General features: G+C 42.4%; 15 protein-coding genes. 4 read left to right on the forward strand and 11 right to left on the reverse strand.

Annotation, left to right across the window (positions count from 1 at the left end; genetic code table 11):
- Nucleotides 1-142 precede the first annotated feature (142 nt).
- On the forward strand, nt 143-310 hold the full coding sequence (locus tag ACL6C3_RS09290) for a hypothetical protein (RefSeq protein WP_413166882.1): 168 nt from the start codon (nt 143-145) through the stop codon (nt 308-310).
- A gap of 298 nt (nt 311-608) precedes the next feature.
- Nucleotides 609-1,070, forward strand: a complete 462-nt coding sequence (locus tag ACL6C3_RS09295) for an ATP-binding protein (protein WP_413166883.1) — start codon at nt 609-611, stop codon at nt 1,068-1,070.
- A 186-nt stretch (nt 1,071-1,256) separates the two neighbouring features.
- On the opposite strand, the gene ACL6C3_RS09300 is transcribed toward ACL6C3_RS09295, so the two are convergent.
- Nucleotides 1,257-1,568, reverse strand: a complete 312-nt coding sequence (locus ACL6C3_RS09300) for a DUF6439 family protein (protein ID WP_413166884.1) — start codon at nt 1,566-1,568, stop codon at nt 1,257-1,259.
- A 136-nt stretch (nt 1,569-1,704) separates the two neighbouring features.
- Here ACL6C3_RS09300 and ACL6C3_RS09305 point away from each other — a divergent pair, with 136 nt between their 5' ends.
- Nucleotides 1,705-2,043: a DUF2203 domain-containing protein gene (locus tag ACL6C3_RS09305; protein ID WP_413166885.1), complete on the forward strand. Its 339-nt coding sequence runs from the start codon at nt 1,705-1,707 to the stop codon at nt 2,041-2,043.
- A gap of 138 nt (nt 2,044-2,181) precedes the next feature.
- Here the strand turns inward: ACL6C3_RS09305 and ACL6C3_RS09310 are convergent, their stop codons facing one another.
- The 3 genes from ACL6C3_RS09310 to ACL6C3_RS09320 form a co-directional block, all read right to left on the reverse strand.
- Complete coding sequence (locus ACL6C3_RS09310; protein ID WP_413166886.1) at nt 2,182-4,644, reverse strand: ABC transporter substrate-binding protein; 2,463 nt, start codon at nt 4,642-4,644, stop codon at nt 2,182-2,184.
- 50 nt (nt 4,645-4,694) lie between these two features.
- Nucleotides 4,695-5,645, reverse strand: coding sequence for a DUF1822 family protein (locus ACL6C3_RS09315; RefSeq protein WP_413166887.1), 951 nt, complete (start codon nt 5,643-5,645; stop codon nt 4,695-4,697).
- Between the two features lie 68 nt (nt 5,646-5,713).
- Entirely contained in the window at nt 5,714-6,436 is a 723-nt protein-coding gene (locus ACL6C3_RS09320; RefSeq protein WP_413166888.1) for a hypothetical protein, read from the reverse strand.
- 1,270 nt (nt 6,437-7,706) lie between these two features.
- Here ACL6C3_RS09320 and ACL6C3_RS09325 point away from each other — a divergent pair.
- A complete protein-coding gene (locus ACL6C3_RS09325; protein WP_413166889.1) occupies nt 7,707-7,910 on the forward strand; it encodes a hypothetical protein in 204 nt (67 codons plus the stop codon).
- Between the two features lie 144 nt (nt 7,911-8,054).
- On the opposite strand, the gene mtnA is transcribed toward ACL6C3_RS09325, so the two are convergent.
- The 7 genes from mtnA to ACL6C3_RS09360 form a co-directional block, all read right to left on the reverse strand.
- Nucleotides 8,055-9,101, reverse strand: coding sequence for an S-methyl-5-thioribose-1-phosphate isomerase (gene mtnA / locus ACL6C3_RS09330; RefSeq protein ID WP_413166890.1), 1,047 nt, complete (start codon nt 9,099-9,101; stop codon nt 8,055-8,057).
- A 34-nt stretch (nt 9,102-9,135) separates the two neighbouring features.
- Nucleotides 9,136-10,395, reverse strand: coding sequence for an NAD(P)/FAD-dependent oxidoreductase (locus ACL6C3_RS09335; RefSeq protein WP_413166891.1), 1,260 nt, complete (start codon nt 10,393-10,395; stop codon nt 9,136-9,138).
- A 180-nt stretch (nt 10,396-10,575) separates the two neighbouring features.
- Entirely contained in the window at nt 10,576-10,992 is a 417-nt protein-coding gene (locus ACL6C3_RS09340; RefSeq protein ID WP_413166892.1) for a hypothetical protein, read from the reverse strand.
- A gap of 682 nt (nt 10,993-11,674) precedes the next feature.
- Entirely contained in the window at nt 11,675-12,808 is a 1,134-nt protein-coding gene (locus ACL6C3_RS09345; RefSeq protein WP_413166893.1) for a redoxin domain-containing protein, read from the reverse strand.
- Nucleotides 12,809-13,068: 260 nt separating this feature from the next.
- Nucleotides 13,069-14,325: a methionine adenosyltransferase gene (metK, locus tag ACL6C3_RS09350; protein ID WP_413166894.1), complete on the reverse strand. Its 1,257-nt coding sequence runs from the start codon at nt 14,323-14,325 to the stop codon at nt 13,069-13,071.
- Nucleotides 14,326-14,495: 170 nt separating this feature from the next.
- On the reverse strand, nt 14,496-15,251 hold the full coding sequence (locus ACL6C3_RS09355) for an HAD family hydrolase (RefSeq protein WP_413166895.1): 756 nt from the start codon (nt 15,249-15,251) through the stop codon (nt 14,496-14,498).
- A gap of 89 nt (nt 15,252-15,340) precedes the next feature.
- Nucleotides 15,341-16,435: a 30S ribosomal protein S1 gene (locus ACL6C3_RS09360; protein WP_413166896.1), complete on the reverse strand. Its 1,095-nt coding sequence runs from the start codon at nt 16,433-16,435 to the stop codon at nt 15,341-15,343.
- Between the last annotated feature and the right edge of the window lie 508 nt (nt 16,436-16,943).

Consider the following 16,943-nt stretch of genomic DNA (forward strand, 5'->3'; position numbering starts at 1 on the left):
GGGGCTAGAGCCGGAAATCCCCATCACACAAGGCATGAGAATCGAATTCCGGTTCCCCGGAGGTCGGCGTCTCGGTTGAAATCGTTTTGGGGGAGGTGTTTTTTGGCGAGTGTTTTGATAATCTTAAGATAAGGATCTAATTGTGGCAATCACGTTGACGAGCGCTGAACTTTCTTGGCCTTGGGCTTGGAAAAAGCCGATTGGCTTCAGCATCGGGGGTTTCACAGTCGGATGTCGGTTTAGACCATCTCAGCCCTACAGAAATGATAGAATTGAAAATGAGGAAAAATTTCCCCTTGAGCTTGACTGAAAGGGAAAGGAGATCGCAAAATACTGCTATAAATTCCCAATGTGTTCAGCTATGAAAGTCAAAGTTTGAATTCACTGCCTACAATTAGCTGTTAAGCCATCTAACTCTGTCGAAGATTTGGGGGAAAGGGTGTTTAGTCAACGCACCCATCAACAAGCAGTTTCATCATTTCCCAAGCCTGACTTGGGCCAACGGGAAATTCAGACCGGCTTCGTGCCTTCGCCGCTTGTCGGAAAGGTAGTTGACTACTGATGCAGGGTGTGAAGTTTATCCACCATGACGCCAGGGAGTTTTTCGAGTGATTGCAATATCATCGCGTCCTGTTAAACGCAACTGGGTGACAGTTAGCTTTGCTTCTACGCTTTATCTGTGCCCAATTTTAGATTTGCTCTTAGCAGAAATTCCTGAGTGCTGGCAAGCCGAACTGCGCTTGGGGCTTCAGGAGGCACTGGTCAATGCAGCCAAGCATGGCAATAAACTAGATCCGAGTAAAACTATCGTTGTCCGTTTCTCCATCGTCAAAAATCAATTTTGGTGGATCATCTCCGATCAGGGATCGGGTTTTCAGCCCCCCTGTCCTTGTCGAACCCCTTTATTTGGGGATCATCACCCTCAACGGGAGTCCGAACTTCCTGTTGACGATCACGAATGCGGACGGGGTTTATATATCTTGCACCAGATCTTTGATCGAGTCGAGTGGAACCCCGAAGGAACTGAATTAACTCTTTGTAAGGAAATTGTCAGTTCTTCTTCTGCTTAACCCTGAGGTGACAGCAAAAGGGTGATTCCCAAAACCCAAAGTTGCGTGCATCGGCACCACTTGATCCCCAGCACTTGAGACTGGGCTGATCTCCCATTCAAGCGGAATCGGCGATCGCAATTGCTTGATTCTACCTAGCCCCTGAATCTGCTCTCAACTATCATAACAGCAATTATTCCAATCTATTCAAGATTGTTTTTTTGGTGAATTGCCATCACCGTGAGAGGGACAAGGAGGAGCGGAGATCGACCGATCGAGCCAACCAATGGCTTGATTCAAGCGGGGGATCACTTCTTGGGGTTGATTTTTGAGTAGAAAAACCAGAGCGGCAATAATTTGTTCGCCCGCACGAGCATTGCGATTCGATTTGAGTTTGTGCCAGTCTTGATCCTTGATAGACAGACGTTCGGCCAGGGCTTGGGCGAGTTCTTCGGTTGTATACTCGTCAAAGCGAGTCGTCTGTGAAGTCGAGCCGGTTTTGGGGATCGAGTTAACCATAAAAGACCTTCTATTCGATTGAGATTGAGGGAAGTTGCATCTTTGCATCTATATTATGCCAAGAAACTTCACCGATAAACCGATCCCGATTATACTTAATCACTGTTGCAAGGAACCTTACCGGGTTAGAACACAGATGACATCGGAAGATCAGGAGTTTGAGCAAGCTTTATCTGAAGTTGAGCGCGCGCTGGAGGAAATTAAGCAGCGTTTCGCCCAAATTCAACGGGATCAACGCCGTCAGGCGGAACTGAAAAACCGCATTGATGAAGTGATCCCCGAACGGCGTCAAACCCGATCCCGTCAATTGCGAGAGGAATTGCGTCAACTTGAAGCCGAGTTAGAAACCATTGAACTCAACCTCGAAAGTCGCTTGTTTACTTGGGGAAGTCTCAGGGAACCCTTTTGGCAAGCCGTTCGCTTCGGAGGGTTGGGGATCATCATTGGATGGGTACTCAAGTCGTTGGCGGGATAAAATCGCGGTAAATTGGAAGGCTTCTACTTGAGGGATCAATCCAGTGGAACAAAATTACACTGGAAATTGCACTGCACTTTAACTAAAATCCCCAGTTCATTTTGATTTTCAGCAGTCATTTCGCGATCGCCACTAGAGTCAAATTCTACCGTTCCGGTTGCCCCCTTGAACGGAAAAATTACTTTTGGAAAGTACCCGTTTTAGTCCTTTCCGAGTGGGGTTATTTCCTAATTCCTTTAACCCCTCCACTAAAGCCATAGTTGCATCATAACTACTCGCGGTACGCCAGTTAACGTTTTGGGTTCCCCAGAGTTCTTGGGCTTTTTTGAGAAAAGTCTTGCTACTGTCAGTAAGATTCTTTGAATCCTGATGCCAAGGAACCGCCACAACCATTCCATTAACTGCTTGACCAACTGCACCATCAAGTATTTTTCTCCCATAAATAGCATCCCCAGCCAGCAAGGGTAAACCAGAGTTTGGCAACCTAAAGTTTTGCAAAACTATTATTTCCGTTACATCCGAAAGTTGTGAACTTGGAAACAATGCTAATATGTCCGCACCTTTATCAAAAGCTTGTTCGACACAATCGGAAGCCTGAAAAAATGGTTCTGATAGATTACACTCATGCACAACATCGGTTTGACCAACCTGCTCAATAAATGTCTGACGAAGAGACTTGCTATACTCACTCTTAGACTGATAAGCAATAGCAGCTTGATAGTCATTTTGCTCAATCATATAGTTAACTAATTTTTGAGCAGCGACTTGATCGGTTGGTGGGGTTCGGAAAACATTATCTGTAAATTGAACTAAGTTCCGAGTTGCTGTGCTAGTTGGACTAATAACAACCAGATTGCCTTGATTATATAATTTACCTGCTTTCTGGGTTGCATCACTGCTATAGTGACCGATAACTCCTAAAATTTTATCATAATCTTGTGTCAATTTTAGGGCAACAAATTCTGCCTTGTCTAGCAATACCATATTTTCAGAAGTATCATCATTGGCAATCATGACCTGTAAAGGTCTGCCGTTAATTCCACCATTTTGATTAACTTCATCCTGAACTTGCGCCACACCCCGTAGCATTTCTTGTGCTTCACCCACTAAATTCTCAACTAGAGGAACCGAAACAGCAATTTGAATAGAATTTCCTTGAATTGCAGCCTTAGCATTATTAAAATAAATTCGAGCTTCTGGATCAGAAAGACAACTTTCAACAAAACTTTCAAAGGATTCTGCTGCTGCCGGAAACTTTTGTTGCTTAAACTGTTGAATTCCTTGATTTTTTTGCTCAATATTATTAATGCAGTTTGGTTGATTATTCAAAGCAGATTCAGGTGTTAGATTTTTGTCTCCTAAACTCAACAATTCTGAATTATGATTAATAGGAGATTGCTGATTTCTTTCTATTCTTACTACCTTATAGATTAAAACTAAACCTATTATAATAGCAGCCGATCCAACTCCAACTCGAAATAGTGGATGTTTCCAGAATGATTTTCTTTGAGGCGGTTTGAGTTCAATGGGTGTAATAAGATTCCACCATGTAGGTGGCTCTTCTAAAATCCCTGTGCATACAGTTGGCAACCAGCAAACACCAGGATATTGATGTTGGAAACCTTCTAAATGACATCGTGCTTCCCGGAAGGATTTAAAGAATGACTGACCACCAGAGTATTTTTCCAAAAACACTCGTAAAAATTTGGCTGCAACATCATCGGGTACTGGTTCTCGCATCACAATTGCTACAGGAAGTAGGAGTTTAGAGAGCTGTTTGGCTAACCCTAAGCCATCACAAGAATTAAAGATGCAAAGTTGTAATCCCCCTTTTATAGCCTCGCGCAACGTCAATTTCAAATCATCAATTTGTAATTGATCTGTTTGACTTAGCTCAATCCAACCAATATCTTTACCATCGTTACTTCCGCTATGTCCCGTAAAAATAAAAATCTGGTAGGACTTGCTCCGTAACTCAGTAAGCAAGTCATGGCGAGTAGGTTGTTCTAAAACTTTGAACACCCCTCTCTTCTGGTTTTCTAGTTCCTTGATTGCTTCGAGGTCTTTCTTAACGCCTTCTTCAATACCTTCATTATTACCTACAACGACTAAAACTTTTACTCTATCTGACGAAGGAATCGCTTTACAAATATCTGTGGACTCGTATACAGTTACTTCTGCATTTGGACAATACTCTTCAAAAAATTCCCAATCTTGCCACGGAAACCGTCGCAGATTACTTTCTTCAGTGTCTAGAAAAATATGAATTTCGTCTTCTGACTTTTTGTGTAATTCTACTAATAATTTTTCCCTAGCTTTCCGCCATTTTTCATCTCCTTGGAGCCACTGATCAAAGCTCTTCTTAAAGGATTCAGAAAAATTACGAATTTCACCTCTGCTAAACTGTCTTCTTTTAGATCTTGGTGTCAGGCGTAACGCCACATCCTCCAAACCTAAATAGGCTTCTTGCCATTGCTTAAAAGAGGATTGAAGCTCATCTGGCGCACTTAAATAACCCTCTTGCAATTCTTTACCATCAATAAAAATAGCCGCTCTAAATTTTCCTTCAGGCGCACTTCGCAATCTGAATCGGATCAACATTGAGATTACCCCCTCCGACTTTTTATCTAATGATTTGTAGAATAAAATATTTATATCACAAATTCTTCTGTAATGCAACTATTCTCGTAGGCAATTTTGACTCCAAATCTTTCATCAAACTTTCCACTAAAAGATAGACAAAGTGACTCTTTTAATCTTGTGGTTTTGGCATTCATAAAGTCTGAACCTTGTTCATCGACTATCGTGAGTTGAAGATTGTGTGGTAAGTCAGTATAAGAAGACTCGTTTGTTGGATACAGACAAACTAGAATGTCAGCCTCATCGGTGCTAGTGTGTGTTAAACGCACTACCAATGCCAAAGTTCGCTGGGCTAAGTCTCCACCTAAGTTAATTTCCTTAGCTCGAACAACAGATGGTTGTAGTGTCTCAGATTTTGATCTCTTAAATCTTCTAAATGCAATAACTAACTCTTGTGGCGAGCGCCAGTCTGGTGAATAATTATCTTCTAGCCATTCACGCAAAGCGATTAATTTCTTGAACTCAGTTTGCTCAAGATGACCAATGAGATCATCTAAAGAGTGCAGTTCGTTCAGTTGAATTTCTTCTGATAAATCAGTAATAGAATCACCCGGAATAAAGCCTAACAGTTCAACCTGGGTTAGCTGTTGACTAAATTGAACAGCAACATAACCCATACGAGCCTGTCTAACTTCTACAGGAAGATGAACAAGTTTTTCATTGGGTAAAACAGGACGACACTCTAATTTGCCAATGCCAGGAACAACTAAATCTGCAACGTCAAATAGCATTCTAGTACCCGACTGCCAACTCTCACTTTGAGTTAAATTGGTTTCAATATCTATCCAATGTAAGTATCGATGAACAGCGTAAACTGCTAAAGTATTGAGATAAACTTGCTTACCTTTTTCAGGGTTTGTTTGTTCAACAGCAAATTCTCTAGCATAGCGATGTGCTTCAATTCCCAAAGGAATTGTAATTAAATCCAGGTTTTGATTTCCTATTAAGTTATTCTCGCTCATGTCAATCTCCGTATATACTACACTCTGAAAAAAAACACTCCTCTACAAATAGACTTTTTCCACCCATCTTATGATGAACAGTATCCTAGTTCTAATAAAATCTCTTGCAGTAGAGGCTTGCACCTTCTGTTCCAATGAGCCACGAGAGTTTTATAATTAATACCTAATTCTCGACTTAAAACTGACATCTTTTCCGGTGGATTTTGCAACAAAATTCTTTCGCAAAGCATTTGACAATTACAGTCGGGGTATTCACGTGGATGACAGTTTCGCAATCGCCGTTCTAAGTCTTTTTCAACATAAATTTCAAACTCTAGAAAAGTATTCTTGTTTTTCTCTTTCTGCAATCGCTCTATATATTCGTCTAGACCATCTATAGTTGGTATTTCAGAAGAAGTTGTTGATAGTATATCCAATAAAGTTTTCAAGCTTTCATCATCCTGATAAATTGTTTCATCTAAGCTGCGATTGATTGGTTCTGGTTTGGGTGTGGTTAAATCTTTAATTCTATAGCGAAGGTAGGCATTAATCCATCGTGTTAAGCCTTCTTCATAGGGTCGAGAGTCGTCTAAAGATGGCTTAAACTTACAAATACTTCGGCATAACCATTCAAAAGTTTTGTCTAAAGCTTCAAGATAATATATATGAGAAGACTTAAGGAGTTTAGGTAATTTCTGAACGGTTATTAACAAGCAATTAAGCAATCGTTTGCGCTCTGACCCTTGAATACAGGTCGGATCGTTGCAGATTTTGGCTATTAGCTCTCGCAATTTTGTTTCTATCTCTGTCATAGGTTTAATTAATTAAACAGCATTTTCTAGCGTTAGTTACTTCATCAATTCCAAAAATATTTAGAGTTGTCGAAGTTGCTTAAAAATACAGTAGGAAATCTGAGTTGATTTCAAGAACTAATTAGGTGAAAAGCCGAAATTTTAAAAATTTATAGAAGTTACTGTCCTCTGATTTCTGAGTGGAGTTTATAGCACTGACCGCAGGGGAACGGGGAAAAGGGGACAGGGAACGAAACAGCTCTGTGATCACGTCCAGAAGTAAAGAGGAGAGACGTGCAGAATCCACGAGATCAAGAAAAGTTTGCTTCATTAGGTAAATACCACCCCAACACACATTACAACGTATATCTAGCCACATATTAACTTATGCACGTTCTTCAATTTTTCCACAAATCTACTTGTGTGACCTTCTTCGTAGGAATCCAACAAAAACTCAGTCAACCTAGCCTTAAAGCTATATAGGAAAAGAGTTTCAACCTGAGGGGGGGGAAGTAAAGTCCCCTGAGACAAAACACTGATGTAAAAATCAACAAACTGTCAAAACTCTAGTCAAAAAAAATTTTTTTAGCGTCTCAAATCCTTGATATATCTAGCTTACAGAATTTTAGTTGGACAACCCTGTTGTAGATTTTGTAGATTTTTTGCGAACTGAAGTGACTTTTAAGTAGAGGGGTTAAGGATAGTGATTTTCACTTGACGCTTTCACTCTCAGAAGCAGTTGGCCAGCTCGCTTCTCCGGCATTGACCATAAAGGGGAAACGAACAAATGAAACTTAGCGTAATTACATCACTTCTTGTTTTGCTAACCAGCGAATTTAGTCTAGGTTTAGCATCTACTGTTAATGAGTCTGTTAACTCAGTTTACCGCCAAAATAATGCCTCTGTCGATCAATCATCGACTCATTTCCAATTCACTAAAAATAATCCACCTCCCGAATGCTGCAACGATGGTGGTTCTCGATAATAAAGAGGAAAGAAATTTCTGATCTTGTATTGTAATCTCTTGATTACCTTTCCTCATTTACCCTAAGTTGAAAAAGCCAGCATTCGGTAGAGCTACCTTGGTCTTTTGCTCTCTCTAAGTTTACCGGAAGTCAAGCTGAGGTTGACAATCACAAATTTTAAAATCGACCTGGGTTGGTGAAGAATGCCGAATGTGGGTTACACCTCACTCAATCAAAAGACAGAGAAGACAGGTTTCTGTCTTGACGATCGCTTTCTTCTTTGTGTAGTATATATGTAACACAAAAAAAGACAAAGGAGCAAGCCCATGTACTCGCGCTCCCTACAACTGTTCCGTCGGGTGTTACCCTTTCAACCTCAGGTTAAACCCCTTGAGCGTCAAACCAAGACCCAAACACCGACTCAGCACTCCGAACCGATCTCTCAAAGCCATCCCATTCAAAAGGATTTTACCGAGAGTCTGCATCGTTTAGAACAAAATTATCATTTAGAGCGGCGTTCTATTTGGTAACACCCATTTAAAATTCCATCAACCCAAGGAGGCGATCGCCATGAATAAAATTACTTATACTACAAAGTTCGTCCGATAAAACATCCCTATTCCCCTCACTAGAAACCCGGTAACTTCTGAGAAACCGGGTTTCTCTGTTTACAGTTATTTCAAACTTCTTAACTCCCCAGGGGGAACCGCACCTTTTTCGGTAATAATGGCAGAAATTAATTCAGCCGGAGTAACATCAAAAGCCGGATTATAAAACTCAACTCCCGTCGGACACAAACGAGTATTACCCACTTCATAAAGTTCAGTTGGATCTCGTTCCTCAATCGGAATTTCCGCGCCAGTTTCTAATTTAAAATCCACCGTAGAGAGGGGAGCCGCAACAAAAAAAGGAATATGGTGAGCTTTGGCAACTAACGCCAAACTATAAGTGCCAATTTTATTCGCAGTATCCCCATTAGCCGTAATTCGATCCGCCCCCACAATTACAGCATGAATTAAACCCTGTTTCATACAATGAGCCGCCATATTATCCGCAATTAACGTGACCGGAATCTTGTCTTGAACACATTCCCAAGTCGTTAATTTTGCCCCCTGTAAACGCGGACGAGTTTCATCGGCGTAGACCCGTTCTAAACGTCCTTCTCGCCAAGCCGAACGAATTACACCGAGCGCCGTTCCATAACCGCCAGTCGCTAAAGATCCGGTATTACAGTGAGTCAAAATATTGAGTTTATCAGGCGATTTCGGTAAAACATTTAATCCCGTATCTCCGATAAGTTTACAGGTTTCGATATCCTCAGCATGAATCTTTTTGGCTTTTTCTAATAACGCCTGTTGGATCTGTTCAACCGATCCCTTTGTTTCTTGAGCCGTTTTGAGCATTTCATCAATTGCCCAAAATAAATTTACAGCAGTAGGACGGGTGCGGCGCAATACATCCGCAACTGTTTCTAATTGAATTAAAAATTCTTGAGGATCTACAGTGGGAATTTCTCGCGCTCCCAAATACATTCCGTAGGCTGCGGCGATACCAATTGCAGGCGCTCCCCGAACAATCATGGTTTTAATCGCATGAGCCATATCTTCATAGCGACTAATTTCAATTCGAGTATACTCTTTGGGGAGACGGGTTTGATCGATTAGCAGAACCTGATTATCCTGCCAAATGATCGGATAAACTTGAGTCAGGCTAGAAGTCATAGCGGGTGGGGGATATAAATCCAGAATTCTTCTTCTAGTCTACACCTTTTAGGGGTTTTGTTGCAGTAAACCTAGACTGAATCTGTTGAATTAAATTGTACATCTTGGCCGACAGCTTGTAGCGTAGATAGGGGAACAGTCGGCGATAGAGAGGGTTAAAATTATATTCAAAAAGAACCTGTAAAATTTCCTCCGAACTTAATTGGTTTAAATAGGTGACTCCCCGATCTATTAACTCATCGCTGTATTCTAAATATTTACTAATTCCCATCCGTTCAGACCAATCCCAAGTTTTTTTATAGGTCTGACGCATTTCCCGTTGATAAGAACTAAAATCCCCTTGTTTTCCCGAGAGATAAGCTTCAATAGATCGACCCGCAATTTCTGCACATTCCATTCCGTGTCTGATTCCTTCTCCGCCCAACATATTCACCGTAGAAACGGCATCTCCAATGGCGATAATATTGTTTCGATAATAGGTATCTTGAAGACCGCTACAATATTTTAAAATTCCGCCGTGAACGTCAATAATTTTATAAGGAATGCCTTGCAGATAATCCTTAATAATAAGTTCTATATAACTGGGAAGGGAGCCGGTTCGCTCAGTTTTTTTATCGGGATGACTAAATTGACCGGAACCAATTTTTAAGCGGTTGGGTTCCATTGGAAAAATCCAAGAATATCCTTTCGGCATCCATTTATGACCCAAGAAAAAAATTAACTGATCCGCATATTTTTGATAATCTGAGCTAGAAACTTCGATTAAATATTCGGTTGCAATTCCCGTGAAATAGGCGGGATGTTGTTGTTTAGATGAACACATCACCGCTCGGCTTGGACCTGTGGCATCTACCAACACCTGAGTCGAGACTTTAACGGTTTTATTACTTTTATAGGGTTTAAACTCTACGACGGTTTTTCCGCTTTCTTCAAAAGAACAAATATAGCGATGTCCCATCCAAACTTCGCCACCTTGTCGTTGAACTTCTTGGGCTAAAAATTCTCGTAGTTTGGCAAAATTTAACACAACTCCCCGAGGGCGTGAGCATTCCCAATTCTGATAAACATGAGTGGTAACGATCGCTATTTTTTGCCAGAAACTACCGACGACATCGAGGGGGAGATCGTACCGTTCTAAGGTTTCTAATGGTGTGGCGGCGCTGGAAAAGTCATTTTGGGCGAAGGTTTGATGCTGTTCGGCCAGTAAGACTTTTTTTCCCAATTTAGTCAGCCGTCTCGCACAGTGGCCCCCGGATGGCCCCGCTCCGACAACCACAATATCAAAATGTTTCATTTTCCAACTCAAATGCTAGCTGCTTTTACAGTTTAGCTGATGTGTTGCATTTTATAGACCAACGGTGCGATAGCTAAAAGAAGTCTGTTTGTAGCGGAGTAGATCCTGTTGTTTGTTCAATTCACAGAAGTAAATTGATGCTGATTGTTGTTATTAATTGTTGTGATCAACAGCAAAAATTTAATCAACAGTAGCATAATTACAACTGACAAGATTGACTTTGGGAAGGCAGGTAATGGGGGGGCGAGATGAAGTAATAGGAATGAATTCTCCTTCGAGTACAAAATCATCGGCGTTGAGAACGACTCCTAAAATGGCTTGGGTTGATTTTAATTTGATGACAGCATCATCCAAAAATCCATCTTCATCAAAATCAATCAGTTCCATATAGTCGAGATCTTCTTCGGTTAGTCCCCCTGTCAGTCCGATTTTATCCGCATCCGCAAACCAATCAAAGTTTTTAATGACTTGGGCTTGATAAACATTACTGGTCGCCGCATCAGCTTCTAAAATAAATACATCCGTATTCCCATTACTACTAAAAATTTCAGCTTGAACGGATATCGGGGTGATTAAAGTGGCCATGCAGGGCAGCACAGTTACTAGCAATAATGTGCTTAATTGTGTTACAATCATTGATTGAGCTTTCATCTTTACAGCTTCACTTTACGGAGGTGTCTATTCGTTATCTGAAATCTTAGTGCTACTCTTTAAACCTAGACATCATCCGAAGGTAAAGAGCGGTTTGTGATTAAGATAGTACAATCATTAGCCCGAGGGCAATTATCGCTTATTTAAGCTCCCCCAGATGACCGTATTTTCATAGACAATTTGTGAATTGGTTCGGATTTGTTTAGAAAAACTTATAATAACTACAAGTATTCAATTAATCCCTGTATTCCCAAGCCAATGAGCAAATAAACCCGTCTATATTCTAATTTTTTTTGATGAATATAGCAGGTCGCAAGTCGTGTATTGACAAATTAATGAAACTGAGAAACTCTCAAACCTTTACTAAGAGAAGTTTTTAACTTCCTGTTGCCTGTTGCCTATTCCCTGTTGCCGCCCGCGTTGCGCTATAAGTGAGTTTACAGGGATTGTTTCAAAATAATAACTGATATGATGTACGGTTGATTAATGCGTGTTATGGGGGTGGGGCGGGTTTAATTCAATCTCGGAGTGGTCATCAAGATATGGGCAGAACCCGCCCCTACAGCACTTCGGATTGATTGGTTAGAGATGATTTGAGTCGAGATTGGGCTGAAAAATCCTTGAATATTTAGGGTTGAACTCGAATCACTTGTTCATAATTATTTTTTACTCGGTCTTCGTATTTTTGACGGGCTTCGGCATCTTGATCGTTGTAAAAAAACGCCAGCAAAGCAAAACGACGACCTGCGGTTACATCCGTCGCTTCGTGCATTAAAGAACAGGAAAAAATAATCGCACTTCCCGTATCGGGTTTATAAAGATGGGGGCTATGTTCTGAAAATCTTAAAAATCCGCCTTCATATTCTTCCACATTCAAGTTAATTGTCATGGCAAACCGGCGGTGAGCAGTTCCCGGCGTGGTATTATCTCGATGAGGTCGAAAATATCCCCCTTCTTTTGCATCATAACAGGCTATTTTGTAGGATTCTCGACGGTTGACTTCAAATTGAAAAGCCTGTTTAATTTCTGGAAAAACTCGTCGCCGCATCAGAGAATCAATGTGATTGATCAAAGACTTATCTTCGATAAAATGGTCGCGGCGGAGTTTATGGCGGGGGTCAAGATATCCTATTGTTTTTTGTCCATCTTGTTTCATAAAACCGGATTCTGAGTTTCCGCGAGTTTCCCAAATTTCCATCAGATAGCGACAAAATTTAAGATCGAAAACGTTAGGAATGAGCAAGACAGGGGCTTGCATTTGAATCGCTCGGGGTTCTTCTCGACGGATTAGAATTTGAAGATCTGTTAATAGTTTGTTAATCGCTTCTTCGAGGTTAGCGAGCGGATAAATCTGTAAGATTCGTAAGTTAGAATCGAGTAAAAAAGCAGTCCGAATATAGGAGACATTAGAGGGGTCATTCTCATCTAAAGAACAAACTCCATACTTGATACTGACTCCCAAGTTAGTATCGCAGAGCAAAGTCAAGGGAAGATGATGATCTTGAGAAAATTTTAGGCGGGATTCAGGCCGATTTGAACTAATAGAAAAAACCCGCACATCCGATTGATTTAAAATTGGCATTAAATCTCGAATTCGACAGGCAATTTCTTGACAAGCGGGAATTTCATCCTGAGCGTAGAAGAAAAGAATAATGGGTTTTCCGGCATTGCTACGCAGAAAGAAATCGGCTTGATTTTCAGTCGGTAAGCGAAACCAAGGAGCAGGATCACCAACCCGAAGTAATGGGGTTTGAGGTTTCATTTTTCGGATTTTTGATTTACCGATTTGACGACTAAAAATAGCTTCAAAAAGTTCCTCGAATTGTCCCTATTTTTCCGGCGATCTAAAACTCAAAAATAAAAGCCCTTCTGTACAGAAGAGCTAGTCGTGAAAGATGTTTTAAATTTTACCAAACAACTCAAAGACCGAGAAATCCGATCCTAAAAATTAAGCCTGATTTCACTTTTGATTGTTTAGCAATCAGATTTTTGTCGCTCTTAAAATAAAGGAGACAACGACAATTAACCAACCGCAGACACAGGTAAAAGAGCGTCTTTTAACATCTGAACTTTATCGGTTCTTTCCCAAGGTAAACCCAGGTCAGTCCGTCCAAAATGACCGTAAGCGGCAACTTCTTGGAAGAAATGTCCGCCCCGTTTACCCGGCAAATTCTGCAAGTCAAAGGCTTGAATCATCCCGGCCGGACGCAGTTCAAAAGTCTGCTTAATCACCTCATTGAGCTTCTCTTCGTCCACTTTGCCGGTACCGAAGGTTTCCACAAACAGGCTCACCGGACGAGCAACACCGATGGCGTAGCTCACCTGAACTTCGCATTTCTCGGCCAATCCCGCCGCCACGATATTTTTCGCAATATAGCGGCAGGCATAAGCGGCTGTGCGGTCTACTTTAGTGGGGTCTTTACCGGAGAAAGCACCGCCGCCATGACGAGCATAACCGCCGTAGGTATCGACGATAATTTTGCGACCGGTCAAGCCAGAATCCCCTTGAGGACCACCGATGACAAATTTACCCGTAGGATTGACTAAAAAGCGGGTGTTGGCATCGGGCTTAACGCTAATATCCTCAATTACAGGTTCTACCACTTCCGACCACAAATCTTGCTTAATTCGGGCTTGAATGGCAACCGGGTCAGAAATGCCGCCGATAGTGGCAGTATGTTGAGTGGAAACTAAAATCGTATCAATTCCCACCGGACGGCCATCTTCGTAGATGATCGTGACTTGGGTTTTACCGTCAGGACGCAGATAGGGAAGGGTGCCGTTTTTGCGGACTGCGGTCAATTGACGGGAAATGCGGTGAGCTAAACTGATGGGTAAAGGCATCAGTTCCGGCGTTTCGTTGCAAGCGTAGCCGAACATCAAGCCCTGATCTCCGGCGCCGATGGCATCTAACTGTTCCTCGCTCAGATGTTCCCGCGTCTCCTGAGCCATATCTACCCCTTGGGCGATATCAACGGATTGTTCATCTAGAGCAACCAGAACAGAACAGCTATCGGCTGAAAAACCGTTCTCGGCATGAGTATAGCCAATTTGAGCAATTTTTTGGCGGGCGATGTTAATGTAGTTGACTTGGGCTTTAGAAGTGATTTCGCCTGTGATTAAGACTAAACCCGTATTGACAACAACTTCGGCCGCAACTCGGCTTTTCGGATCTTGAGCGAGTAAAGCATCTAAGATCGCATCCGAAATTTGATCGCAAATTTTATCGGGATGCCCTTCAGTAACAGATTCAGATGTAAAAAGGTAACGACGAGACAAAGGGAGTTCCTCCTTAAAATAGAGCTTGGTTGATTGTGAAGTTTTTGATTGAACTCGCAATTCAAGCTACCCGGACTCGTAAGAGTTTTTGACCAACCAGATTAGAGTTTGTTGCTCTGCCAGAAGCGACAACACAGGGATTTGAGAACATTCTTATCCCAACTTCTGGGCTACTCGGAGTCGTCTGTAGTTTGGAGAACTTGGATTTCGTCGAGCTGTGTAATGATAACATCTGCCCGGTACAAATTAACAGCGCTTTGGGGTTTCCAACTGATCCCAATACAACCGGCTGCACCCGCCTGTTTAGCCATTTCCATATCAACAGCCGCATCTCCAACCATTAAAGTATTAGAAGGTTGTACATCTAAATTTTTGCAAGCTTGGCAATATAAAGCCGGATCGGGTTTGCTCAAGCCTTCATCTACACCCATTTGAACTTGAACATAGTCTCCGAGTTGATAGCGTTCGACAAATGCTTCTACCGCTCGTTGGGAAGCAGCAGATAGAATTGCCAGTTTCAATCCAACTTCTGCGAGAAACTTCAACACCTCTAAGCTTCCCGCAAACAAAGGGGACGGAGGTGCATCTTTGAAATATTGGTCAGCTTCATCAAAAGCTCGACCGGCGATTTCTAATGATTCTAACCATCCCCGTCCCGTTTCCGCAATATAGGCGGCCGCTGCAATTTCATTTTCTCGCCGACTGCCCACTGCCATCAGGCCTGCCGGATCGAGGCGATCGCCTTCCACACCAAACGCCATTAACAGGGGATCTCCAACGCCGGGGATCTGAGCATCAATTAAACGCGATCGCTTCTGAGCCAGATTTCTCAACAAATTTTCAGAATTTTCTAACGTGCCGTCTTTATCAAAAATGACAGCACTGATCTTCTTAAAGGTAACGCCTTGAACCTGAATGCTAACCAAGCAAGACCTCTCCCCTCAACGTGAGTCTTTTTGCTCAACAACAAGCTGAAAAAAGAGGGACGCTTCCCTCTTTGCGAAAACCTGAACGTTTAAGATTCAGCAACAGCCGAGGCTTCTTCTTCTTCTTCTTGTTCTTCAGTTTCAGGTTCGGCTTCTTCGACCTCCGCTGCGGTTTCAGCAACTTCAGTTTCGGCGACTTCTTCTGGAACTTCCTCATCCTCGGTTGCTGACGGAATATCTGCTTCACTCAGTTCGGCTTCACCGCTCGGAACTTCGGTTCCTTGCTGTTCGGCTAGCATTTTCTCCCGGAATTTAGCAGCCATTTCCTCAGCTTTTTCATAGACTAGCTCAGGATTTTTCACCATTGCTCCCGGTTCGGGTTCAAGCTGCTTGGTTGAAAGTGAAATTCGACCCCGATCCGCATCTAGATCGATGATCATCACTTTCACCTCATCATTGACATTGAAAACACTGTGAGGTGTATCAATGTGATCGTGGGAGATCTCGGAGATGTGCAGCAAGCCGCTCACGCCTCCAATATCAATAAAGGCTCCGTAGGGCTTAATACCGCGTACTGTTCCAATTACCACTTCTCCGACTTCGAGTCGGTTCATCTTCCGCTCAACCAAAGCACGACGATGACTTAAGACCAGTCGATTTCGATCTTCGTCTACTTCTAGGAATTTTAGAGGCAGTTCTTCTGAAACCAATTCCTCTTTGGGCTTGCGGGTACTAATATGGGAGCCAGGAATAAAACCCCGTAATCCTTCAATTCTGACCAAAGCACCACCCCGGTTGGTGGCAAACACTTGGGATCTTACCGTTGCATCTTCTGCTTGCAGTTGACGAACTCGTTCCCAGGCTCGCATATACTCAATCCGACGAATCGATAGGGTAAGCTGCCCATCTTCATTTTCATCGGTCAGAATAAAAAATTCGCGGGTTTCATTGGACTGTAATACTTCGTCCGGACTCTCCACCCGGTTAATTGACATTTCCTGGAGGGGTATGTAAGCTGCGGTTTTAGCACCAATATCAATCAGAGCGCCTCTAGGTTCTAAACTAAACACCGTTCCGGCAACCACATCTCCCGGACTAAAATGATAGTCATACTGATCGAGTAGGGCGGCAAAATCTTCGTGGGTAAAACCCACATCTCTCTGATTGGTTTTCTGATTGATCATGCGAGTTGTTTCCTAGATTTTCTCTCCTTAGTAGTTTTTGACACAACTTAGAGCCTCTCTTCCTCTTGCTTTCCTTACGATCGGATGGCGATGGGAAGATCCCAAGTTTTGAGGTTTCAACCTCACTCTAATAGCTTTGACCTGCGCCTCTTTTTAACTGAGGGCAGGAAAACAAGTTGGGTCTAACTAAGCTTAGATCCATTTTGACATTCTCAGAGCTAAACTGTGCGCGCCCATAGGCTACGCCAACGGTATCGCCTGAGATTGTTGCGTATTCCCGTTTAACTAGACTCAACTTCCAAGAAACCTCCCGCGCCGCTACTCTCGACGAGTCAGGAACTCTCTAAATTAGAGGTCCACTGGCAGGCCGACAGCAAACGGAAGGAAGGGAAATTCCGGATTAGTTCTTGAATTTCGGTCATAGCATTACCATTATGCCACAGCGATCGCCGTTTGGTGCCAACGGGATAGAAATATTTAAAACCTGTTGAGATGAGGTTTCAACTGA

This window comes from Capilliphycus salinus ALCB114379, assembly GCF_047276495.1.
Lineage (GTDB): Bacteria > Cyanobacteriota > Cyanobacteriia > Cyanobacteriales > Microcoleaceae > Capilliphycus > Capilliphycus salinus.